Below are 21,933 nucleotides of genomic sequence, written 5' to 3'. Positions count from 1 at the left end.
GGGACGCCCCGACGGGCGTTGACGCCGGGGTCGGCGCCGGGGTCAGCGCAGCCAGACGGCGGTGTCGGGCGGCAGCATGCCCCCTTCCAGCGGCCCGCTGGCCAGCAGCACCCGCTCGTGCGGCGGCAGCGGCGCGGGCCCGGCGCCGAGGTTGACCACGCAGGCCAGGCCGGAGTCACGGGTGAAGGCCAGCACGTCCTCCTCGGCGGGCAGCCAGGTCAGCCGCCCGTCGCCGAGCAGTTCGCGGCGCAGCCGCAGCGCGGTCCGGTAGAGGGTGAGCATCGAGCCGGGGTCGGCGCCCTGGGCCTCCACCGTCAGGTCGCGCCAGGAGGGCGGCTGCGGCAGCCAGGGCTCGCCGTCGCCGAACCCGAACGGCGGCCGGTCCCCCGACCACGGCAGCGGCACCCGGCAGCCGTCGCGCCCCCGGTCGGTGTGGCCCGACCGGGGCCAGATCGGGTCCTGGCGCAGCTCGTCCGGCAGGTCCTCCACCTCGGGGAGCCCGAGCTCCTCTCCCTGGTAGACGTAGACGGCCCCGGGCAGCGCCATCGCCAGCAGGGCCGCCGCCCGCGCCCGGCGGGCGCCGAGCGCGAGGTCGGTGGGCGCGCCGAGCCGCCGGTCCCGGATGTCGAACGAGGTGTCGGCGCGCCCGTAGCGGGTGACCGGGCGCACCACGTCGTGGTTGGCCAGCACCCAGGTCGGCGGCGCGCCGAGCGGCAGGTGGGTGGCGAGCGTGCCCTCGACGACCTTGCGCAGCGCGGCCGGCTCCCACGGGCAGGTGAGGAAGTCGAAGTTGAAGGCGGTGTGCATCTCGTCGGGCCGCAGGTAGCGGGCGAGGCGCTCGACGTCGGGCAGCCAGACCTCGCCGACCAGCATCCGGCCCTCGTACTCGTCGGCGACGCGCCGCCAGGAGCGGTAGATCTCGTGGACGCCGTCGCGGTCGGTGTAGGGGTCGCGGCCGTCGGGCTCGGCGTCGGGGTCCTTGACCAGCAGCGCGGCCGAGTCGACGCGGATGCCGTCGGCGCCGCGGTCGAACCAGAAGCGCAGCACGTCGTGGAACTCGGCGGCGACGGCCGGGTGGTTCCAGTTGAAGTCCGGCTGCTCGGGGGCGAACAGGTGCAGGTACCACTCGCCGTCGGGCACCCGGGTCCAGGCGGGGCCGCCGAAGATCGACTGCCAGTCGTTGGGCGGCGCGTCGCCCCGGCCGGGCCGGAACCAGAACCGCTCGCGCTCGGGTGAGCCCGGCCCGGCCTCCAGCGCCCGCACGAACCAGGGGTGCCGGTGCGAACCGTGGTTGGGCACCACGTCCAGGATCACGCGCAGTCCGGCGGCGTGGGCCTCGGTCAGGAACGCCTCCGCCTCCGCCAGCGTCCCGAAGACCTCGGCGACGCCCCGGTAGTCGGCCACGTCGTAGCCGCCGTCGGCCATCGGCGAGGGGTACCAGGGGTTCAGCCACAGCGCGTCCACCCCGAGGTCGGCCAGGTAGGGCAGCCGGGACCGCAGTCCCGCCAGGTCGCCGACCCCGTCGCCGTCGCCGTCGGCGAAGCTGCGCGGGTACACCTGGTAGATCACGGCGCTCCGCCACCAGTGGTCGGGCTTGCTCATGACGATCCTCCATCCGGTACGGGAGTGGGTCGGGAGTGGGCTCAGCCCTTCAGGCCACCGGCGGTGAGGCCGGCCATGATGTGCCGCTGGAAGACGAAGAACACGACGACCGTCGGCAGGCTCGCGACGACCAGCGAGGCGATCAGCACGTTCTGCGGCACCTGCACCGCCAGGGAGGCGATGGCGGTGCTGACCGTGCGGCGCTCGCTGTCGGGCAGCACCAGCAGCGGCCAGGCGAAGTCGCGCCACACGTTCACCACCGTGAAGATCGACACCACGCCGACGATGGGCCGCGACACCGGCAGCACCACCGACCACAGCACCCGGGCCGGGGACGCGCCGTCCACCTGCGCCGCGTGGAGCAGCTCGGTGGGGATCGAGTCGAAGAACCGTTTGAGCAGGAAGATGTTGAAGGCGTTGGCGGCGGCCGGCAGCCAGATCGCCCACGGCGTGTTGAGCAGGCTGACGCCGAGCGGCGGCAGGTCCTTGACCGTCAGGTAGGCGGGCAGCAGGATCACCATCGGCGGGATCATGAGCGTGGCCAGCATCAGGCCGAGCACCGCCCCGCCCAGCAGCGGCCGCAGCCGCGACAGCGCGTAGGCGGCGGTGACGTCGACCGCCAGCGTGAACAGCCATGCCCCCAGCGCGTAGACGAAGGTGTTGCGCAGGTACAGGCCGAGGTCGAGCTGGTGCCACGCCTCCCGGTAGGCGGTCAGGTCCAGGCCGCCCGGCAGCGGGCTCGGCGGGGTGCGCGCCAGCTCGTCCGGCGTCTTCATCGCCCCGGTGACCATCCAGTAGAGCGGGAAGACGAACACGAACGTGAAGGTCACCACGACCGTCAGCAGCGTGACCGCGTAGACGGCCCGGCCGCGGCGGGTGCGCAGCGCGTTCGGGTTGACCAGCGTGCGCGGCCGGGGCCCGGCCGGGGTCCGGCGCCCGGCTCGCGGGAGGTTCGTCATCGCGTGCTACCTCGCGTCCTGGCGGGAGACCCGCAGGTAGACGGCGGAGAAGAGCATGAGCACGACCATCAGCATCAGCCCGAGCGCCCCTCCGCCACCGAAGTCGTCGTAGTTGAAGGCGTACTGGTACATCAGGTACGCGACGGTGACCGTGGCGTCCTCGGGTCCGCCGCCGGTGAGCAGGTACGGCTCGATGAACACCTGCATCGTCGCGATGATCTGGAGCAGCAGCATCACCAGCAGGATCAGCCGGGTCTGCGGCACCGTGACGTGCCAGACCCGGCGCAGCAGCCCGGCCCCGTCCAGCTCGGCGGCCTCGTACAGCTCGCCGGGGATGGTCTGCAGCGCCGCCAGGTAGATCAGCGTGCCGCTGCCCAGGTTCATCCAGGTGGCCACCAGCACCAGCGACAGCAGCGCGGTGTCGGCCGAGTCCAGCCAGCTCAGCCCGGGAAGGTGCGCGGCCCGCAGGATCTGGTTGAACAGGCCGGGCCCCGGGTCGTAGAACCACTTGAACAGCAGGACCGCCGCCGCGGGCGGCAGCATGACCGGCAGGTACACCACGAACCGCAGGTAGGCGCGGGCGTGCCGCAGCTCGTTCAGCACGATCGCGATGGCGAACGGCACCGCGTAGCCGACCACCAGCGCCAGCAGCGTGAAGATCGCGGTGTTGAGCCAGGCGCCGGCGAACGCCGGGTCGGCCAGGACGGTGCGGAGGTTGTCCAGCCCGACCCAGCGGGTGTCGCCGGCGGCGTCGGTCCGCTGGAAGCTGAGCAGCACCCCGCGCACGATCGGGTACCAGGAGAACAGCGCGAAGCAGATCAGCGCGCCGCTCAGGAAGCCGTAGGCGGTCAGGTTGCGCCGCGCCGCGCGGCGCACGCGCGGGCTGACCCGGCGGGCGCGCGGAGCGGGGCGGGCGGCGGCCCGCGTCGTGGTCATCGGAGTCCCCTCGGGGCGGGGCGGGGCGCCGGCGCGTGTGGTGCGTGTGGTGCGTGCGGTACGGCACGCCTCGCGGCGCCCCGCGGCGGAGGTCAGTTCGCCGACCGGGCGAGCAGGATGTTGGCCTTCTTCTCGGCGTCGGCCAGAAGCCGGTCGATGTCGGCGTCCCGCCTGGTCAGCACGGCCGACATGACGGTGTCGAGGAGGGCGTAGAGCTGCTGGGCCCGCGGCGGCTCCAGCTTGCCGGGGAGGGCGGCCGAGGCGTCCTCGTAGGGCTTGAAGTTGCCGACCGGCAGGTTGGCCGAGCGGGCACGCAGCTCGCGGTCCCGCTGCCCGACGGCGTTCCGCCCGAACAGCCGGGGCTGGGGCAGGCCGACCGGGCGGCCGTTGGCCTTGGCCCGCTCGTAGCCGAGCTGGCCCTGGCCGGGGGTGAGGGCGTGGAAGTCGAGCCACAGCAGCCCGGCCTTGATCTTCTCCGGTGACGCCTTCGGATGGAACAGGTAGCCGTCGCCGCCCATGAGCGTGCCGGACCCGCCGGGGAGGGGGCCCATGCCGAGGTCCTCGTACCGGGCCTTGAACTGGTCGACCAGCGCGGTGGCGTTGTCGGGGGCGCCCAGGTACATGCCGAGCCTGCCGGAGGCCATCATCCGCTGGATGTCGGCGTCCACCAGCAGCTGCTTGGAACCCATGGAGCCGTCGGTCCAGCGCATGTCCTTCAGCGCCTGGAGCACCGCCCGGCCCTGCGGGCCGTTGAACGCCGCGCGCCTGCCGTCCGGGGTGACCACGTCGCCGCCCTGGCCGTAGAGCGCGGCGGTGAAGTGCCAGCCGCCCTGGTTCCGGGCGCTGAGCTCGGCGTATCCGGTGACGCCGCCGCCGAGCGCGCTGATCTTCCTGGCCGCCTCGCGCACCTCGGCCCAGGTCCGGGGCGGGGCGTCGGGATCCAGTCCGGCCCGCCGGAACAGCGCGCGGTTGTAGAACAGGCCCATCGTGTAGTTCTGCCGGGGCAGGCCGTAGACCTTCCCGCCGTCCTTGAAGACCCGCGTCACGTTCGGGTCGAGGTGGGGGTACTGCCTGACGTGCCCCAGGTAGGGGGTCAGGTCGGCGGCCCGCCCCTTGGCGACGACGCCGCGCACGTCGGTGAAGTAGACGTAGAAGACGTCCTCGGTCTCCCCGCCCGCCAGCCTGGCCTGGAAGGTGGTGGGGTCCATGCAGGGGAAGGCGTCCTTGCCGACGATCGTGATGTTGGGGTGCAGCCGCCGGAACGCCGCGACGTCCTGGTCCCACTCCCTGCGCTGGGCCGTCTGGCTCTTGGCGGGCATGCAGCCCACCGTGATCGTCACCTTGGCGTCGCCGGCCAGCGGCCGGTCGGGCCTGGCCTCGGGGTCGCCCGCGCCGCAGCCGGCGAGACAGGCGCCGGCGGCCAGGGTGAGCGCGGGGGCCACCATCCGGGATCTCATGGGTGTTCCTCTCTGGAACGGCGCGGCCCGCCCCCTCGGGAGCGCCTGTCCGTGCCCGTCGGCCGATCCCCGGCCGATGCGAGGAACATACAGAGACCTACATCACAGGGCAAGAGATGAATTTATTTGCGCAAAAAGCAGACAATCCCATGTCAGGGCATGCTCGGACCCGAGCACGAGACGGCGCAAACCGGTGTCAGCGCGGGTCGCCCGCCCGCGTCCGGACGGGCGCGGTCGAGGCCCGCACCACCAGTTCCGGCTCGTACAGCAGTTCCTCGGCCGCCACGGCGCCGCCCGTCACCTGACCGGTCAGCAGCGTCACCGCCGCGCGGCCGATCGCCTCGATCGGCTGCCGCACCGTGGTCAGCGGCGGGTTGACGCAGTTCATGAAGGCCGAGTCGTCGAAGCCCACCACCGACACGTCCTCGGGCACGCTCATGCCGTGCCGCCGCACCGCCCTGACCACCCCGAGCGCCAGCGGATCGCTGCCGCAGACGATGCCGGTCACCCCGTCGCGCAGCAGCGACGCCGTCACCGCCTGCCCGCCCTCCAGCGAGAACAGGCTGCGCCGGACCCACGCGTCCGGCAGGTCCAGGCCCGCCCGCGCGGCGGCGGCGCGGGCCGCGTCCAGCTTGCGGCGGCTGGGCACGTGGTCCTCCGGGCCGAGCACCAGGCCGATGCGCTCGTGGCCGAGCGAGGCCAGGTGCCCGAACGCCTGCTCGGCCGCCACCGCGTCGTCGGTGGAGACCCGGGGGAAGTCCAGCTCCTCGCTTCCGGCGTTCACCAGCACCACCGGCAGCCGCACCTCCAGCAGCCGCCGGTAGTGGTCGTGCGGGGCGTCGGCCTCGGCGTACTGGCCGCCCGCGAACACCACGCCGGACGCCTGCTGCTGCAACAGCATCTCCACGTAGTCGGCCTCCGACAGGCCGCCGGGCGTCACCGTGCACAGCACGGGGGTGAAGCCGCGCTGGGCGAGCGCGCCGCCGACCACCTCGGCCAGCGCCGGGAAGATCGGGTTGCCCAGTTCGGGCAGCACCAGCCCGACCAGCCGGGCCCGCTCCCCGCGCAGCTGGGTGGGGCGTTCGTAGCCGAGCACGTCCAGGGCCGTCAGCACGGCGGCGCGGGTCGCCTCCGACACGCCGGGCCGTCCGTTGAGCACGCGGCTGACGGTGGCCTCACTGACCCCGACCTTCTGGGCGACCTCGGCGAGTCGACGTGTCATGCCGCAACTATAGGACCGAATCCCGCAAGCGGCTTGCGCGAAGTAGTCGGCCCCCGCCCCTGAGATCGTCAGGGACGGGGGCCAGACAGCGGTCACCCGACGGGGTCGCATCGTCGTGACCGGGCCTGGTCCGGGTGGGCCTCCGCGCAGGCCGCACCCGGATGTCTCGGGATCAGGCGGCCGTGCGGCGGGCCACCCGGTTGACGGCCGACAGCATGGCCTTCAGGGACGCGGTGACGATGTTGCCGTCGATGCCGACGCCCCACACGGTCTCGCCGTCCACGTCGCACTCGACGTAGGCGGCGGCGCGGGCGTCACCGCCGGCGCTCAGGGCGTGCTCGGCGTAGTCCAGGACGCGGACGTTGACGCCCACGGTGGCCAGGGCCGCCTCGAACGCCGACACCGGGCCGTTGCCGACGCCCTCGATCTCGCGGATCTCGCCGTCCACCCGCACGTCGCAGGACAGCCGGTCCTTCTCGTCCACGCGGGAGGTCGCGCGGTGCGCCAGCAGGCCGACGCGCGGGCCGTTGCCTAGGAACTCGCCCTGGAAGATCTCCCACATGCGCTCGGCCGTGACCTCGCCGCCCGCGGCGTCGGTGTGCTCCTGCACCACGCGGGAGAACTCGATCTGCAGGCGGCGCGGCAGCTCCAGGGAGTGCTCGGTCTTCATGATGTAGGCGACGCCGCCCTTGCCGGACTGGCTGTTGACCCGGATGACGGCCTCGTAGGAGCGGCCCACGTCCTTGGGGTCGATGGGCAGGTACGGGACCTCCCAGGTGAACTCGTCCACCGGGACGCCCGCCGCGGCGGCGTCCCGCCCCAGGTGGTCGAAGCCCTTGTTGATCGCGTCCTGGTGGGAGCCGGAGAACGCGGTGTAGACCAGGTCGCCGCCGTAGGGGTGGCGCTCGTGGACGGGCAGCTGGTTGCAGTACTCGACGGTGCGGCGGATCTCGTCGATGTCGGAGAAGTCGATCTGCGGGTCGACGCCCTGGGTGAACAGGTTCAGGCCCAGGGTGACCAGGCAGACGTTGCCGGTGCGCTCGCCGTTGCCGAACAGGCAGCCCTCGATGCGGTCGGCCCCGGCCATGTAGCCCAGCTCGGCGGCGGCGACGGCGGTGCCCCGGTCGTTGTGCGGGTGGATCGACAGGATCACCGAGTCCCGGTGGGCCAGGTTGCGGTGCATCCACTCGATCTGGTCGGCGTAGACGTTGGGGGTGGCCATCTCGACGGTGGCGGGCAGGTTGACGATCGTCTTCCACTCGGGGGTGGGCTGCCAGACGTCGTTGACGGCGTTGCAGACCTCGACGGCGTACTCCAGCTCGGTGCCGGTGAACGACTCCGGCGAGTACTCGAAGAAGATCTGGGTGTCGCCCATGTCCTCGGCCAGCTTCCGGCACAGCTTGGCACCCTCGACGGCGATCGCGGTGATGCCCTCCCGGTCCTGCCCGAACACCACGCGCCGCTGGAGCGTGGAGGTCGAGTTGTACAGGTGGACGATCGCCTGCTTCGCGCCGCGCAGCGACTCGAAGGTCCGCTCGATCAGCTCGGGCCGGGCCTGGGTCAGGACCTGGATCACCACGTCGTCGGGGATCCGGCCCTCCTCGATGATCTGCCGGACGAAGTCGAAGTCGGTCTGGCTGGCCGCCGGGAAGCCGACCTCGATCTCCTTGTAGCCCATCCGTACCAGCAGCTCGAACATCTTGAGCTTGCGGTGGGAGTCCATCGGGTCGATCAGGGCCTGGTTGCCGTCGCGCAGGTCGACCGCGCACCATCGGGGGGCCTCGGTGATCACCTTGTCCGGCCAGGTCCGGTCGGTCAGCCGGACGGGTGCGAACGGGCGGTAGCGCTGGAAGGCCATGCCGGACGGCTGCTGCTGCGGAAACATGGAGTGGATTTCCCTCTGCTCGAACCTTGCGGCCGACTGCACGTCGAAGTCCCGCAGCGAGGGAGCCGGCCTGTTACAGGCCCCCGCTGCGGCCGCTAAGGAGGAGCAGACCGTGCGACACGCGTGTCAAGCTAACAGATCCCATCCGGCGATCGGAAACCGCGTCCCAGATGGTGAGACGCGGTTCCCCTTTGTCCCGGTATGCGGGACCGTTGATCTACCAGGTCAGACCGCCAGCAGCCGCTTCACCTCCGCGTCGCGCAGGTCCGCGGCGGTGCCGGAGCGCCGGACGAGACCGCCCTCGATGATCACGAACGTGTCGGCCAGGCGCAGCGCGAGCTCCAGGTACTGCTCGACCAGCAGCACCGCCAGCCCGTCCTCCCGGTGCAGGCGTTCGATCGCCGTCTCGATCTCGGCGACGATCGACGGCTGGATGCCCTCGGTCGGCTCGTCCAGGATCAGCATCCGGGGCCGGGTGACCAGGGCGCGGGCGATGGCGAGCTGCTGCTGTTGCCCGCCCGACAGGAACCCCGCCCGGCGGTTCAGCAGCTCCGTCAGCCGGGGGAAGACCGCCAGCGCCTCGTCGATCGCCCCCCGGTCCCGGTGCCGGGACGCCTCCAGCGTGACCTGGAGGTTCTCGGCGACGGTGAGCTGCGGGAACGTCTCGTGCCCCTGCGGGACGTAACCCATCCCGCGCCGGACGCGCTCGTGCGTGGGCAGCCCGGTGACGTCCTCACCGTCGAACAGCACCGTCCCGGCGGTCGGCGGCAGCACGCCCATGACCGCGTTGAGCAGGGTGGTCTTGCCGACGCCGTTGCGCCCCATCACGCACATCAGCCCGCCCGCCCCGACCTCCAGGTCCACCCCGAACAGCACCCGGGCCCGCCCATAGGCGGCCTCCAGCCCCCTGACCTCCAACAACGAACCACTCACGCCGTGCCCTCCGGTCGCCTCCGAGGCGCCGTGGAGGCGCCACCTTCCCTCGTCACGGGCTCCTCCGTCTAGGCGGCACCGCGCTCCTCCGACTCCCTCACTGCGCCCCCCGGTCGCCTCCGAGGCGCCCCAAGGCGCCGCCTTCCCCCGTCGCTCTGGTCGCTCCGCTCCCGGCGCTCCTCAGTCCAGACGACGCCGCGCCCCTCCGGCTCCCTCATGCTGCCTCCTCGCGGCCGCGGCCGAGGTAGACCTCCTGGACGCGCGGGTCGTCCTGGACGGTGGCCACGTCGCCCTCCACCAGCACCCGCCCCTCGTGCAGGACGGTCACCTGGGAGGCGTAGCGGCGCAGGAACTCCATGTCGTGCTCCACCACGACCACCGTGTGGTCCCTGGCGATCTCGGTGAGCAGCTCGCCGGTGCGGTCGCGTTCGTCCCCGCTCATGCCCGCGACCGGCTCGTCCAGCAGCAGCAGCCTCGGCCGCTGGGCGACCAGCATCCCGATCTCCAGCCACTGCCGCTGGCCGTGGGACAGGACCCCGGCGGGCCGGTCGGCCAGATCGCCGAGCCCGATGGTGTCCAGGGCGGCGGCGACCTGGTCGGACATCCCCCTGCGCTGCCGCAGCAGCGCGGGCAGCGGGCGGCGGAACCCGGCGGCCAGGTCCAGGTTCTCCACCACGGTCAGCTCCTCGAACACCACCGACGTCTGGAACGTGCGTCCGATCCCCAGCCGCACGATCCTGTGCTCCCGGCGGCCGGTCAGCTCGGTCCCGGCGAACCGCACCGACCCCTCGGCGGGCCGGGTCAGCCCGGTGACCACGTCGATGAGGGTGGTCTTGCCCGCGCCGTTCGGCCCGATGAGGAAGCGCAGCTCCCCCTGGCCGACGGTCAGGTCCACCCCGTCGAGGGCGGTGAAGCCATCGAAGACGACCTTCAGCCCCCGGATCTCCAGCAACGCGTCGCTCATGTGGCCGCCTCCCGCGGTCGCGCGGCCGGCGCAGGGGTCCCGCGGCGGCGGGCCAGGGCGTCGCGGGCCTGTTCGTACAGGCCGGCCGCGCCCCTGGGGGCCAGGGTCATCACCAGGACGAACAGCGCGCCCTCCAGGTACAGCCAGCCGCCCGCCCACTGCTCGCTGAACGAGGTCTTGGCGTAGTTCATGACGATCGCGCCGAGGACCGCCCCGGCCAGCGCGTACCGGCCGCCGACCGCGACCGCCACGACCAGCTCCAGCGACGGGACCACGCCCAGCAGCGACGGCGAGATGATCCCGACGACCGGCACGAACAGCGCCCCGGCCAGGCCCGCCATGCCCGCCGAGACCGCGAACGTGACCGTCTTGACCGTGGCGGGGTTGTAGCCGAGGAACCGCACCCGGTCCTCGCCGTCGCGGACCGCGACCAGCAGCCGCCCGAACCGGCTCCGCACCAGCTGCCGCGCGCCCAGGTACAGCGCGCCGAGCACGCCCGCCGTCACGAAGTACAGGGTCCGCTGGGTGCCCTCGGCCTCGGGGTCCCGGCCGAAGACGTCGTAGAAGTTGGTCAGGCCGTTGGTGCCGCCGGTCAGGCCCTGCTGCCCGACCAGCAGGATCACGAACGCCGCCGCGAGCGCCTGGGTGAGGATCGCGAAGTACGCGCCGCGCACCCGCTGCCGGAACACCAGCGCGCCCAGCACGACGGCGACCGGGACCGCGACGACGGCGGCCAGCGCGAACCCGGCGGCGCCGAACGGCCGCCACAGCGCGGGCAGCTCCTCGACGCCGCTCCACACCATGAAGTCGGGCAGGTCGCCCCCGGCGTCGTGCAGCTTCAGGTACATGGCCGTGGCGTAGCCGCCGAGGCCGAAGAACACGCCCTGGCCGAGCGTCAGCATGCCGCCCTGGCCCCACGCCAGGCCGATGCCGAGCGCGGCGATGGCGAAGCACAGGTACTTGGCCAGCTCGTCCAGGCGGAAGGCGGGCAGCGCCAGCGGCGCGACCACCAGCAGCAGGACCGCGACCGCCGCGAACGGGGCGTGACCGCGCAGCCGGGCGCTCATGTCAGCGCCCGGGAGCGGAGGACGAACAGGCCCTGCGGGCGGACCTGGAGGAACGCGACGACCACCGCGAAGACGACGACCTTGGCGAGGCTGGCGTCGGTCCAGAACTCGGCGAACGAGTTCAGCATCCCGAGCGCCAGCGCGGCGATCACCGCGCCGCGCAGCTGCCCGAGCCCGCCCGCGACCACGACCAGGAACGCGTCCACGATGTAGTAGGTGCCGATCGACGGCCCGACCGGGCCGACCAGCGTCAGCGCGACCCCGGCGACGCCCGCCAGGCCCGAGCCGATGAAGAAGGTGAGCTGGTCCACGCGGCCGGTGGCGACGCCGCTGACGGCGGCCAGCTCGCGGTTCTGCATGACCGCGCGCATCCGGCGGCCCTGCCGGGAGCGGCCCAGGTACGCCCAGATCCCGACGACGCAGGCGACCGCCAGGGCCATGATGAACAGCCGGGCGTGGGGCAGCGTCGCGCCGGACAGCCCGACCCGGCCGGTCAGCCAGGACGGGGCGACGACCTGCACGTTGGGCGCGCCGAACAGGTCGCGCGCGGCCTGCTGGAGGATCAGGCTGACGCCCCAGGTCAGCAGCAGGGTGTCCAGGGGGCGGCCGTAGAAGTGGCGGATCGCGGTGCGTTCCAGGACCCAGCCGAGCGCGCCCGCGACCAGGAACGCCACCGGCAGCGCGACCGGCACGGCCTGCGCGCCGGCCCAGTCCTGGAGCAGGTAGGCGGTGTAGGCGCCGGCCATGAGGAACTCGCCGTGCGCCATGTTGACGACGCCCATCTGGCCGAAGGTGAACGTCAGTCCGAGGGCGGTCAGCAGCAGCACCGCGCCGATGCTGAGCCCGATCGGGAGCTGGTTGAGCAGGGAGGTCATGAGTCCGTGCCGCCTCCTCCGGAGCGTGTCGGGAAGGTCATGAGGACAGGCCGGCGGCCCAGGGGTAGGACCTCAGGTACGGGTCGGGCCTGATCGGCTCCCGGGAGGACCAGACCTCCTTGATGAGCCCGTCGGGCTGGACGACGCCGATCCGCGCGGTCTTGTGGACGTGCTGGGTCGCGCCGTCGATGGTCACCCTGCCCTCGGGCAGGTCGAGGGAGAGCCCGGCGGCGGCCTTCTTCACGGCCTCGACGTCGGTGGTCCCGGCCCTGCGGACGGCCTCGGCCCACAGGTGGACGGCGTTGTAGCCCGCCTCCATCGGGTCGGAGGTCACCGCGCCCCGGTGCCGGGCCTGGAACGCCCTGACGAACGCCTCGTTCGCCCTGCCCCCGGTGGTCTGGTAGTAGTTCCACGCCACCGGGTGGCCGGCGATGTTCTGCACGCCGATGCCCTTGACCTCCTCCTCGGCGACGGACACCGACATCACCGGGAGCCGGCCGGCGTCGAAACCCGCGCTCCTGAGCTGCTTGAAGAACGCGACGTTGCTGTCGCCGTTGAGGGTGTTGAACACCGCGTCCGGCTTCGCCTCACCGATCTTGTTGACCAGCGTGCTGTACTCGGTGTGGCCGAGCGGGGTGTACTCCTCGCCCAGGATCTGCATTCCGTTGGCCTGCGCGTAGGCCTTGATGATTTTGTTGGCGGTGCGCGGGAAAACGTAGTCGCTGCCGACCAGGTAGATGCGTTTCTTGTCTTTTTCCTTCAGATAGTCCAGGCCCGGGACGATCTGCTGGTTGGTGGTGGCGCCGGTGTAGAAGATGTAGGGCGAGGACTCCAGTCCCTCGTACTGCACCGGGTACCACAGCAGCGCCTTGTTGCGTTCGAAGACCGGGAGCATCGCCTTGCGGCTGGCGGAGGTCCAGCCGCCGAACACGGTGGCGACCCGGTCCTTCCGGATGAGCTTCTGGGCCTTCTGCGCGAACGTCGGCCAGTCGGAGGCCCCGTCCTCCACGATCGGCTGGAGCCTCTTGCCCAGCAGGCCGCCCCGGGCGTTGATCTCGTCGGTGGCGAGCGACTCGGAGTTCTTGACGGTCACCTCGCTGATCGCCATGGTGCCGCTCAGTGAGTGCAGGATGCCGACCTTGATGGTGTTCCCGTCGTTCCCGCCGGCGCCGGCGCTCGCGTTTCCGCCGTCCTGCCCGCCGCACGCGGTGAGCAGGGCGGCGGGCAGGAGGGCGGCCGCCGCCAATGGTCGCAGGAATGGTTTCCGCAACTGTCGACTCCTCACAGAATCGGCCCCGTGGGTCCGTTTACCGTGAACAAGTCTCCGGAATGAGATTTCCCGCCGACGACCGCCGCGTTACATGCGATTTACGGAACGTTCACCGTGACGAGTGGTCAGGGAATGAGCACCGAAAGGCAGGTGACGCAGCCGTCCAGCGCCTCGTACTCGCTGATGTCGACCACCGTGACGCGCAGGCCGTCGGCGGCCAGGACCTCGGCGGTGCGGGGCGCGGACGCCGCCAGCAGGACGTGGTCGGGGCCGAGCACCACCACGCGCGCGCCGGACGGCTCGGGCGCGACCCGCAGGCCGGGCAGCGCGGCGGTGTCCACCCACTCGGGGACGCCGATCAGGGTGCCGTCCGGCAGCGCCGTCACCGCCGTCTTCAGGTGCAGGCAGCCGGTGACCTCGACCGGGACCACGCGGCGCCCGCCCAGCAGGTGGGCCAGCCGGCAGACGCCCTCCTCGTTGGTGCGGGCGGTGCGGCCCACGTAGACGGTGTCGCCCGCCTGGAGGACGTCGCCGCCGTCCAGGGTGCCGGGGGCCTCGACGGTCGCGACGCGCAGGCCGAGGTCGCGCACGGCGCGTTCGGTCCCGGCGACCTCGGCGCGCCGCCGCTCCGCGCCCGGCCGGGTCAGGACCGCCAGGTCGCCGCCGACCACGACGGTGTCCTCGACGAACACCGCGTCGGGGCAGTCGTCGGCGGGCGGCACCGCCCGGACGTTCCAGCCCGCCGCGCGCAGCGCCGCCACGTACGCCTCGTGCTGCCGCCGGGCCAGGTCGAGGTCCACCGGCCGCCGCTCGGCATGGGTGACGGTCCCCTCCGCCAGGAGCGGGCCGGGCTCGCGTACGAGCGCGGTGTTCACAAGCCCGGTGTTCACAAGCCCGGTGTTCGCAAGCGCGGTGTTCATGGCCTCGCCTCCGGCCGGTCCGCCGCGCGGCGGTCCGGCACGCCGTTGTGCCCGTTCTCCGGTCCCGTCGCGTTCCAACGTACCGATCAACACGCCCCGCCGGGGCCGCCCTGGCCAAGCCGGGCGTTCCCCTTACGCTGGGTGCATGAGCGGTGACCTGGGACCTGAGGCGGCCGACCGACGCGACCGGCCGGACGCGGAGCGGCGGCCGCGCCCGGAGTTCCTGCCCCCGGAGGGCGCTCCCCCGCCGCCACCTCCCGCACTGGACACTCAGGACATTCCAAGCACTTCGCCCTCCCCGCCCGTGTCCGCCGAGGAGCCGCGCCGCAGGGCGGGTCTCCCGGACGCGGCGTGGAACGTCCTGAACCTCGTGGCGGCGGCGGCGCTGCTGGTGGCGGCTTTCCTGCCGTGGGTGCACGCCCGGATGGTGCTCGGCGCGTTCGGCGACCCGGTCACCCACGACGCGGGCTCGGCGGCCGGGATCGACGTGGACGGGACGGTGCTGGTGGTGCCGGTGCTGGCGCTGACCGCGGCGGCGATGACGTTCTGGTCGATCGCCGTCCGCGACCCGCGGATCGCGGCGCTGACGGCCGTTCCGGGCGGGCTGGCGCTGCTGGCCTGCGGGCTGTTCGTGCTGCGGCTGGACTCGGCGCGCGCCGAGCTCGGCGCCGACGGGCCGCTGATCGGCTACCAGATCGCCGTGGGGTACGGCTGGTACCTGGCGGTCGCCGCCGCGCTGCTGGTCGTCGGGTTCGCGCTGGCCCGGCCGCTGGCGGCCCGGCTCAGTCGTCGAAGCCGAGACGGCGCAGCTGCTTGGGGTCGCGCTGCCAGTCCTTGAGCACCTTGATCCGCAGGTCCAGGTAGACCTTGGTGCCCAGCAGCGCCTCGATCTGCTGGCGGGCGCTCTGGCCGACCTCGCGCAGCCGCGAGCCCTTGTGGCCGATGATGATGCCCTTCTGGCTGGGCCGCTCCACGTACAGGTGGGCGTAGATGTCGGTGAGGTCCTCGCGGTCCTCGCGCGGCCCCATCTCGTCGACCAGCACGGCGATCGAGTGCGGCAGCTCGTCGCGCACGCCCTCCAGCGCCGCCTCGCGGATCAGCTCGGCGACCAGGACGTGCTCGGGCTCGTCGGTCAGGTCGCCCTCGGGGTAGAGCGCGTGGCCCTCCGGCAGGTGCCGGATCAGCAGGTCGCCGACCAGGTCCACCTGGAAGCCGTCGGCGGCCGAGCAGGGCACGATGTCGGCGAACTCGCCGAGCTCCCCCACCGCCATCAGCTGCTGGGCGACCTTCTCCGGCGGGGCCAGGTCGGTCTTGGTGACGATCGCGACGATCGGGGTCCGGCCGACGTTGGCCAGCTCGCGGGCGATGAACTTGTCGCCGGGCCCGACGGGCTGGTCGGCGGGCACGCAGAAGCCGATCACGTCCACCTCGGTGAGGGTGGAGCGGACCAGGCTGTCCAGGCGTTCGCCGAGCAGGGTGCGCGGCTTGTGCAGGCCGGGCGTGTCGACGACCACCAGCTGGGCGTCGGGGCGGTGCACGATGCCCCGGATGGCCCGGCGGGTCGTCTGCGGCCGGCTGCTGGTGATGGCGACCTTGGTACCGACCAGGGCGTTCATCAGGGTGGACTTGCCCACGTTGGGGCGGCCGATGAAGCAGGCGAAGCCGGAGCGGAAGCCCTCGGGTGTGGTGTTTCCCAGCGATGTCACAACGTCAATTGTCGCCTACGCCGGAGGGTGGACCGTCAGGCGGCCGGTCAGGCGGCCGTGGTGTCCAGCGCGTCGCGGGCCTCGCGGGCGGTCCGCGCCCACTCGGCCGCGCCGACCCGCTCGGCGACGCGTTCGGCCGTCGCGTAGTGCTCGGCGGCCTCCCCGGGCCGCCCCAGGTAGGCGGCCACGTCGCCGAGGGTCTGGGCGACGGGGCCGATGGTGGCGACCGCGCAGCCGCCGCCCGCCAGCCGCCCGGCGTAGGGCAGCAGCGCCGTGTAGCACTCGGCGGCCAGCTCCCGGTCGTCCAGGGCGACGGCGCGGCGTGCCCGGAACGTCATCGCCAGGTCGAAGAAGTAGTCGCGGCGGACCGGCGCGGCCTCCGCGGCCGCCGCGCGCGCCTCGGCCCGGCGTCCCCGCGCGGCCAGCGCGAGGGCGAGCAGGTCGTCGGCGGCGCCCACGTCCGGCCAGTTGTCGCGGACCCAGCGCATCTGGTCGGCCATCTCCCCCTCGCGGCCCTGGAACGTCCGCACGCAGAAGATCCCGAACGCCTCCACGCCGCGTTCGCTGCCCCACACGCCCGTCCGGGCGATCGACTCGGCGATCTCGGTGTAGGCGCGTTCGGCCTCGGCGTACCGGGCCGCGACGACGTGCCCGAGCGCCCGGTACCAGCTTCCGATCAGGGCCAGCAGCGGCAGTCCGTACTGGTCGGCCAGCCGCAGCCCCTCGGCCCGGTGGGCGTCGGCGGCGGCCAGGTCCAGCCCGGTGACGTGGGCCTGCTGGAGCAGCAGGTGCGCCAGGACCCGGTAGGTGGCCAGGCCGTCCCGGGTGGCGAGGTCGAGCATCTCCTCGGCGATCCGCAGGCGCTGGTCGTTGTCGCCGGCGGAGCGGTAGGAGTTGAGGAACAGGCCGTTGAGGGCGACGGCGAGCAGCCGGGGACGGCCGAGTGCGCGGGCGGCGGCGACCGCCTCCTCGGCGGCGCGCGGGCCCCGGTCGTGCGGCTCGCCCTCCAGCTCGATCGCGACGGAGGTCAGCAGGCGGACGCGCAGCTCGGGGTCGGCGCCGGGCGGTCCGGCCAGCGCCGCCTCGGCGGCCTCGACGATCTCGTGGTCCACGGTGTTGTACTTGCGGCTGGTCCACAGCGTCGGCACGTCGAACGCGACGATCGCCCGTGCGAGCAGCGTCAGGTCGCCCAGGGCGCGGGCCTCGGCGACGGCGCGCTGCCGCCGCTCGCGGGCCCGCACGACCCGCCCGGACAGGGCGCAGGCGCGGATGGCCGCGGCCTCGATCTCCAGCGCCTCCCCCACCCGGCCCCGTGTGCGCAGCGTGTCGGCGGCGCGTTCGTACAGGTCGGCGGCCATGGCGTGCGCGAACCGGCCCTCGGCGGCCTCGGCGGCCAGCCGCGCGTAGCGGACGGCCCGGTCCGGGTCGGTGCCCGCCTCCAGATGGTGGTGGGCGAGGGCGGCGACCTCGCCGGGGCGGTGGCGTTCCAGCGCGGCGGCGACCCGGCCGTGGAGGCGAACGCGGCGGGTCCGCGACAGGTCGGCGTAGAGGGTGTCGCGGACCAGCGCGTGCGCGAACCGCATCCGGCCCGGCGCGGGCTCGGTGACCAGGCCCGCCGCCAGTCCCGCCTCGACCGCGTCGAGCACGGCGTCCTCGTCGCCGGACAGGTCGGCCAGCACGGCCAGGTCGGCGTCGCGGCCGACGACGGCGGCGTCGCGCAGCACGGCGCGGGCGGGCTCGGGCAGCCGGGCCAGGCGGCGGCGCAGCACGTCGCCGACCCCGGCGGGCACGGCGCCGGTCGCGGCCGCCGGGCCCTCGGCGTCCAGCAACCGGGCGGTCTCGCGTGCGAAGAACGGGTTGCCGCCGGTGCGCTCGGCGATGGCGGCGAGCTCGGCGTCCCCGACCTCGGCGCGGCACACCGCGCGGACCAGCACGGCGACCTCGGCCGCCGACAGCCCGTCCAGCGCGACGCGGGTCGGCTCGTGCCGGGCGAACGCGGCCAGCGCGGCGGTCAGCCGGTCCGGGGCCTCGGTGTGCCGGAACGTCCCCACGACCAGCACGGGCAGCCCCCGCACCCGGCCCAGCACCCGGACCAGCAGGGCCAGGGTCTCGTCGTCGGCCCGGTGCAGGTCGTCCAGGACCAGCAGCAGCGGGGTGCGCTCGGCGAGTCCGGCCAGGTAGTCGGCGACGGCGAGGTGCAGCCGGAAGCGGGCGGTGGTGGCGTCGCCGACGGTGGCGGCGCCCGTGCTGGCGGCGGCCGTGCTGGCGGCGGCCGTGCTGGCGGCGGCCGTGTCGTCCAGCAGCGGGGCGAGCCGGTCGTCGGCGGGCGGGGTGTCGGCGGCCAGGTCACGCAGCAGTTCGGCCCAGGGCCAGGCGGCGGGGGCCCCGCCGGTCTCGGGGGCGCGTCCCCAGGCGCAGCGCCGGCCCTCGGCGGCGAGACGTTCGGCCAGACGTTCGGCCAGGGAGGTCTTGCCCATCCCGGCGTCACCGCTGACCAGCGCGAGGCCGCCGCGCTCGGCCGCCGCCCGGAGGCGTTCCAGCTCGGCGCGCCGCCCCACGAACAGGGAACCCCGCGGCGCGCCCGGCCGCACGTCGCCAAGGTGCCGGCCATGCGAGGCCGGGCCCGGTTCCGCGTCGCGTTCCCCGGTCGGCACGGTGGGGGCTCGGTACGGGGCGCTCGGTGCCTCGGCGCGGAGGTCCGTCAGGTCCAGGGCCGGGGCCTGGGTGAGGATGTCGTGTTCCAGGCGGCGCAGCGCGGTGCCGGGGTCCACGCCGAGTTCCTCGGCCAGGGCGGCGCGGGCGCGGCGCAGCGCGTCCAGGGCGTCGCCCTGGCGGCCCGCGCGGTACAGGGCCAGGGCCAGCAGGCGCCACGCCTCCTCGCGCAGCGGATCGGCGGCGACGTGCGCCTCCAGGTCGGGGACGGCCTCGGCGGCGGCGCTCAGGCGGAGCATGGCCTCGGCGCGGCGTTCGACGGCCAGGCGGCGGCGCTCCTCCAGCCGGGACGCCTCGGTCGCCGCCCACGGCAGGGCGGCGAACTCGGCGTAGGCGGGCCCCCGCCACAGGCCCAGGGCCTCCTCGGCCGCGCGGCGGGCCCCGGCCGGGTCGCCGGTCGCGGCCCGGTCGACCAGGGCGTCGAACCGCCAGGCGTCCACGTCCCGCTCGGGCAGCCGCAGCGCGTAGCCGGGCGGGTCGGTGACCAGGACGCGGGCGGGGGCGCGGGGCGGGCGGTCCGGTTCCAGGGCGCGCCGCAGGTGCGACACGAACGCCTGGAGCCCGGCGGCGGCACGGGGCGGCGGACCGTCCGGCCACACCTGCTCCACGAGGCGCTCGGCGGGGACCATCCGGCCGCGCGCGACGACGAGCCGGGCCAGCACGCAGCGCTGGCGGGGCCCGCCGAGATCGGCCTCCGCCCCGTCCAGCAACGCCTGGAAGCTGCCCAGCACCCGCACGGTCGCCATGTCCCGGCCAGCGTAGACCGGGGCACGGCGACCGCGCCGCGAGGGGCGTCACACGGGGACGGGCTCGGTGCGGCCGGGCTCGGGCTCGACGCCGTGGACGTCGACGTCGGGCAGGATCCGGGCCAGCGGGCGGGGCAGCCACCAGTTGGCCCGCCCCAGCAGCGCCATCGTGGCCGGGACCAGCACCATCCGCACCACGGTGGCGTCCAGCGCGACCGCGACGGCCAGCCCCACCCCCATCTGCTTGATCACCAGTCCGGGGTCCAGCGCGAAGCCGAGGAACACCGCCACCATGATCAGCGCGGCGCTGGTGATCAGCCGTCCGGTCGCGGCCAGCCCGGTGGCGACCGACCCGCGCGCGTCGCCGGTGCGCAGCCACTCCTCGCGGACCCGCGACAGCAGGAACACCTCGTAGTCCATCGAGATCCCGAACAGCACCGCGAACAGCAGCAGCAGGATGAAGCTCGACACCGGCACGCTGTGCGGCAGCCCCAGCAGCTCCGTGCCCCACCCCCACTGGAACACCGCCGTCAGCACGCCGTAGGCCGCGCCGATCGACAGCAGGTTCATGGCGGCGGCCTTCAACGGGGCCAGCAGCGACCGGAACACCACCATCAGCATCAGGAACGAGGTGGCGACGACGACGCCGATCACCGGCCAGAGGCGGTCCTCCAGCCGCCGGGTGAGATCGACGTAGGCGGCGGTGAACCCGGTGATCTCCGCGCCGTCGGGCAGGACCCGCTCCCGGATGCCCTCGACGAGCCCGGTCACCCGCTCGTCCTGCGGACCGTAGGCGGGGGTGACGACGATGACGGCGGCGTCCCGTCCCGGCGACACCTGCGGCGGGGCCACCGCGACGACCCCCGGCGCCCTCGCCAGCCCGCTCCCGAGCCCCGGCAGCGCGTCCGCCGGCACCCTGCGCAGGTCCACCGCGACCAGCAGCGGGCCGTTGGCCCCCGGCCCGTACGCCTCGGCGACCAGGTCGTAGGCGCGCCGGGCCGTGTTGGAGGTCGGCTCGCTGCTGGCGTCGCTCGGCCAGGTCCGCATCCCCAGCGCGGGCGCGGCCAGCGTCAGCATCAGCAGCAGCGCCGCCAGCAGCCACGCCCACGGCCGCCGCGCCACCAGGTCGGCCCACCGGCGCACCCGCGGCGAGTCCACCACGACCACGGCGCCCGCGCGGCGGTCCCGCCGCCGCAGCACCCGCCGGCCGGCCAGCCCCAGCACGGCGGGCAGCAGCGTCACCGCCGCCGCCACGGTCATCGCGACCACGATCCCGGTCGCGAACCCCATCGCCATGAACGCGGGCATCCGCGACACCACCAGCCCGCTGAGCGCCAGCAGCACCGTGGCCCCGGCGAAGATCACCGACTGTCCGGCGGTGGCGACGGCGCGCCCGGCGGCCTCGGGCACCGCCAGCCCCGCGGCCAGCCCCTCCCGGTGCCGGGTCAGGATGAACAGCGCGTAGTCGATGCCGACACCGAGCCCCACCATGATCGCCAGGGTGGGCGCGGTGGTGGCCACGTTCGTGACCGCCGCCAGCACCGTGATCCCCGACACCCCGGCCCCGAGCCCGGCCAGCGCCACCACCAGCGGCAGTCCCGCCGCGACCACCGACCCGAACGCCAGCAGCAGGATCACCAGCGCCGCGACGACCCCGACGGCCTCGGCGGCGCCGCCGGGCGCGGTGACGTTCTCGGGCACCTGCCCGCCGAACTCCACCGCGTGCCCGGCCTTCAGCGGGGCCGTGGCGTCCCGGAGCCGGTCCAGAGTCCGCGCGGTGGGCAGGCCGGTGACGGGGACGTCGTACCGCACGGTGACCAGCGCGGTGGCGCCGTCCCCGCTCGGCACGGCCGGGGCGACCCCGCTGACGTGCGGCAATCGCTGCAACCGCCCGCGCGCGGCCTCCACCGCCGCCGCGTCCACCTTTCCCGAACGAGCCCGCACGACCACCCGCGCGTCGGCCCCCGACAGCGCCGGGAAGCGTTCCTTCAGCAGATCGGTGGCCTGCTGCGAACCGGTCCCGGCCAGCGTGTAGTCGTCCTGCAACGCGCCCCCCGCGACCACGGAGACGCCGGCGGCGGCCCCCACGAACAGCACCCACGCCACGACGACCCGCCAGGGCCGCAGCGCCGCGGCCCTTCCCAGGCGGTACAGAAATCTCGACATGCCCGAGAGCCTGGCCCGCGCCCCTTGCCGCCCACTTGCGACCGGCTTGCGACCGGCTTGCCGCCGACTTGCGACCGCCCGCGAGCGGCCCCGCCGCGGGTCACTACGCTGGGACGCGTGAATCCCGAGGACGAGAAGATCATTACGTTGGCGCGGTCGTCGCGGGCCCGGAACGGGGCCGCCGAGGGGGCGGCCGTGCGGGACGAGACCGGGCGGACCTACGCCGCCACCAGTGTGGACCTGCCGTCGCTGAAGCTGTCGGCGCTCCAGGTCGCCGTGGCCATGGCCGTCTCCAGCGGCGCTGAGGACCTGGAGGCCGCCGCGCTGGTGACCACCGCCGGCACCGCCGCCGAGGCCGACGTCGCGGCGGTGCGGGACCTGGGCGCCAAGGCCCCGGTGTTCGTGGCCGGACCCGACGGGGCGCTGCGCACGACCCTCACGTGATCAGGGGGCCGGGGCCGTGGGCGCCGCCGCCCCGCGCCGGTGCGCGGCCCGCAGCTTGCGCAGCGCCCG

The 21,933-nt window shown here is 74.0% G+C and carries 17 protein-coding genes; 2 read left to right on the top strand and 15 right to left on the bottom strand.

The features are described 5' to 3' along the window. Nucleotides 1-42: 42 nt before the first annotated feature. The 12 genes from AKI01S_RS15400 to ddaH all read right to left on the bottom strand — a co-directional run bounded on the left by AKI01S_RS15400 (nt 43) and on the right by ddaH (nt 14,090). Nucleotides 43-1,602: a glycoside hydrolase family 13 protein gene (locus AKI01S_RS15400; protein ID WP_067817088.1), complete on the bottom strand. Its 1,560-nt coding sequence runs from the start codon at nt 1,600-1,602 to the stop codon at nt 43-45. Between the two features lie 41 nt (nt 1,603-1,643). Next, entirely contained in the window at nt 1,644-2,561 is a 918-nt protein-coding gene (locus AKI01S_RS15395; protein WP_067817085.1) for a carbohydrate ABC transporter permease, read from the bottom strand. Between the two features lie 6 nt (nt 2,562-2,567). Beyond that, nucleotides 2,568-3,497, bottom strand: coding sequence for a carbohydrate ABC transporter permease (locus AKI01S_RS15390; RefSeq protein ID WP_067817081.1), 930 nt, complete (start codon nt 3,495-3,497; stop codon nt 2,568-2,570). A gap of 92 nt (nt 3,498-3,589) precedes the next feature. After that, entirely contained in the window at nt 3,590-4,954 is a 1,365-nt protein-coding gene (locus AKI01S_RS15385; protein WP_067817078.1) for an ABC transporter substrate-binding protein, read from the bottom strand. Nucleotides 4,955-5,150: 196 nt separating this feature from the next. Further along, nucleotides 5,151-6,176 carry a LacI family DNA-binding transcriptional regulator gene (locus tag AKI01S_RS15380; protein WP_067817075.1) on the bottom strand — a complete coding sequence of 342 codons (1,026 nt, stop codon included), beginning with the start codon at nt 6,174-6,176 and terminating at the stop codon, nt 5,151-5,153. A gap of 172 nt (nt 6,177-6,348) precedes the next feature. Then, nucleotides 6,349-8,061, bottom strand: coding sequence for a 2-isopropylmalate synthase (gene leuA, locus AKI01S_RS15375; protein WP_067817071.1), 1,713 nt, complete (start codon nt 8,059-8,061; stop codon nt 6,349-6,351). A gap of 225 nt (nt 8,062-8,286) precedes the next feature. Further along, a complete protein-coding gene (gene urtE, locus AKI01S_RS15370) occupies nt 8,287-8,994 on the bottom strand; it encodes an urea ABC transporter ATP-binding subunit UrtE (RefSeq protein WP_067817068.1) in 708 nt (235 codons plus the stop codon). Between the two features lie 214 nt (nt 8,995-9,208). Continuing rightward, nucleotides 9,209-9,958, bottom strand: a complete 750-nt coding sequence (gene urtD, locus AKI01S_RS15365; RefSeq protein WP_067817065.1) for an urea ABC transporter ATP-binding protein UrtD — start codon at nt 9,956-9,958, stop codon at nt 9,209-9,211. After that, on the bottom strand, nt 9,955-11,025 hold the full coding sequence (urtC, locus tag AKI01S_RS15360) for an urea ABC transporter permease subunit UrtC (RefSeq protein WP_067817062.1): 1,071 nt from the start codon (nt 11,023-11,025) through the stop codon (nt 9,955-9,957). Before urtC ends, urtD begins: the two co-directional genes overlap by 4 nt. Continuing rightward, the gene (gene urtB / locus AKI01S_RS15355) at nt 11,022-11,900 is read right to left on the bottom strand and encodes an urea ABC transporter permease subunit UrtB (RefSeq protein ID WP_067817059.1); all 879 of its coding nucleotides are present in this window, start codon (nt 11,898-11,900) and stop codon (nt 11,022-11,024) included. Before urtB ends, urtC begins: the two co-directional genes overlap by 4 nt. A gap of 37 nt (nt 11,901-11,937) precedes the next feature. Beyond that, entirely contained in the window at nt 11,938-13,170 is a 1,233-nt protein-coding gene (urtA, locus tag AKI01S_RS15350) for an urea ABC transporter substrate-binding protein (protein WP_083999624.1), read from the bottom strand. 125 nt (nt 13,171-13,295) lie between these two features. Continuing rightward, complete coding sequence (gene ddaH / locus AKI01S_RS15345; protein ID WP_067817053.1) at nt 13,296-14,090, bottom strand: dimethylargininase; 795 nt, start codon at nt 14,088-14,090, stop codon at nt 13,296-13,298. A gap of 145 nt (nt 14,091-14,235) precedes the next feature. On the opposite strand from ddaH, the gene AKI01S_RS15340 reads away from it, so the two are divergent. Further along, nucleotides 14,236-14,928 (top strand): hypothetical protein, encoded by a 693-nt coding sequence (locus AKI01S_RS15340; RefSeq protein ID WP_157419859.1) that lies wholly within the window; start codon nt 14,236-14,238, stop codon nt 14,926-14,928. On the opposite strand, the gene era is transcribed toward AKI01S_RS15340, so the two are convergent. The 3 genes from era to AKI01S_RS15325 are packed head-to-tail and all read right to left on the bottom strand — an operon-like array spanning nt 14,873 to nt 21,420. Beyond that, a complete protein-coding gene (gene era / locus AKI01S_RS15335; protein WP_083999622.1) occupies nt 14,873-15,796 on the bottom strand; it encodes a GTPase Era in 924 nt (307 codons plus the stop codon). The genes AKI01S_RS15340 and era overlap by 56 nt on opposite strands. 47 nt (nt 15,797-15,843) lie before the next feature. Beyond that, nucleotides 15,844-19,254, bottom strand: coding sequence for an ATP-binding protein (locus AKI01S_RS15330; RefSeq protein ID WP_067817043.1), 3,411 nt, complete (start codon nt 19,252-19,254; stop codon nt 15,844-15,846). Between the two features lie 48 nt (nt 19,255-19,302). After that, nucleotides 19,303-21,420, bottom strand: a complete 2,118-nt coding sequence (locus AKI01S_RS15325; RefSeq protein ID WP_067817038.1) for an MMPL family transporter — start codon at nt 21,418-21,420, stop codon at nt 19,303-19,305. A gap of 108 nt (nt 21,421-21,528) precedes the next feature. On the opposite strand from AKI01S_RS15325, the gene AKI01S_RS15320 reads away from it, so the two are divergent. Then, nucleotides 21,529-21,864: a cytidine deaminase-like protein gene (locus AKI01S_RS15320; protein WP_067817234.1), complete on the top strand. Its 336-nt coding sequence runs from the start codon at nt 21,529-21,531 to the stop codon at nt 21,862-21,864. Nucleotides 21,865-21,933: the final 69 nt, after the last annotated feature.

This window comes from Actinomadura kijaniata NBRC 14229, from assembly GCF_001552175.1.
GTDB lineage: Bacteria > Actinomycetota > Actinomycetes > Streptosporangiales > Streptosporangiaceae > Spirillospora > Spirillospora kijaniata.
The sequence above is the reverse complement of the archived record's forward strand: the minus strand, read 5'-3'. Positions and strand labels throughout refer to the sequence as shown.

Excerpts from the sequence above, each read along its gene's own strand:
- AKI01S_RS15400 (WP_067817088.1), bottom strand. The coding sequence starts at position 1,602 with ATGAGCAAGCCCGACCACTGGTGGCGGAGCGCCGTGATCTACCAGGTG.
- AKI01S_RS15395 (WP_067817085.1), bottom strand. The coding sequence starts at position 2,561 with ATGACGAACCTCCCGCGAGCCGGGCGCCGGACCCCGGCCGGGCCCCGG.
- AKI01S_RS15390 (WP_067817081.1), bottom strand. The coding sequence starts at position 3,497 with ATGACCACGACGCGGGCCGCCGCCCGCCCCGCTCCGCGCGCCCGCCGG.
- AKI01S_RS15385 (WP_067817078.1), bottom strand. The coding sequence starts at position 4,954 with ATGAGATCCCGGATGGTGGCCCCCGCGCTCACCCTGGCCGCCGGCGCC.
- AKI01S_RS15380 (WP_067817075.1), bottom strand. The coding sequence starts at position 6,176 with ATGACACGTCGACTCGCCGAGGTCGCCCAGAAGGTCGGGGTCAGTGAG.
- leuA (WP_067817071.1), bottom strand. The coding sequence starts at position 8,061 with ATGTTTCCGCAGCAGCAGCCGTCCGGCATGGCCTTCCAGCGCTACCGC.
- urtD (WP_067817065.1), bottom strand. The coding sequence starts at position 9,958 with ATGAGCGACGCGTTGCTGGAGATCCGGGGGCTGAAGGTCGTCTTCGAT.
- urtC (WP_067817062.1), bottom strand. The coding sequence starts at position 11,025 with ATGAGCGCCCGGCTGCGCGGTCACGCCCCGTTCGCGGCGGTCGCGGTC.
- urtB (WP_067817059.1), bottom strand. The coding sequence starts at position 11,900 with ATGACCTCCCTGCTCAACCAGCTCCCGATCGGGCTCAGCATCGGCGCG.
- ddaH (WP_067817053.1), bottom strand. The coding sequence starts at position 14,090 with ATGAACACCGCGCTTGCGAACACCGGGCTTGTGAACACCGGGCTTGTG.
- AKI01S_RS15340 (WP_157419859.1), top strand. The coding sequence starts at position 14,236 with ATGAGCGGTGACCTGGGACCTGAGGCGGCCGACCGACGCGACCGGCCG.
- AKI01S_RS15330 (WP_067817043.1), bottom strand. The coding sequence starts at position 19,254 with ATGGCGACCGTGCGGGTGCTGGGCAGCTTCCAGGCGTTGCTGGACGGG.
- AKI01S_RS15325 (WP_067817038.1), bottom strand. The coding sequence starts at position 21,420 with ATGTCGAGATTTCTGTACCGCCTGGGAAGGGCCGCGGCGCTGCGGCCC.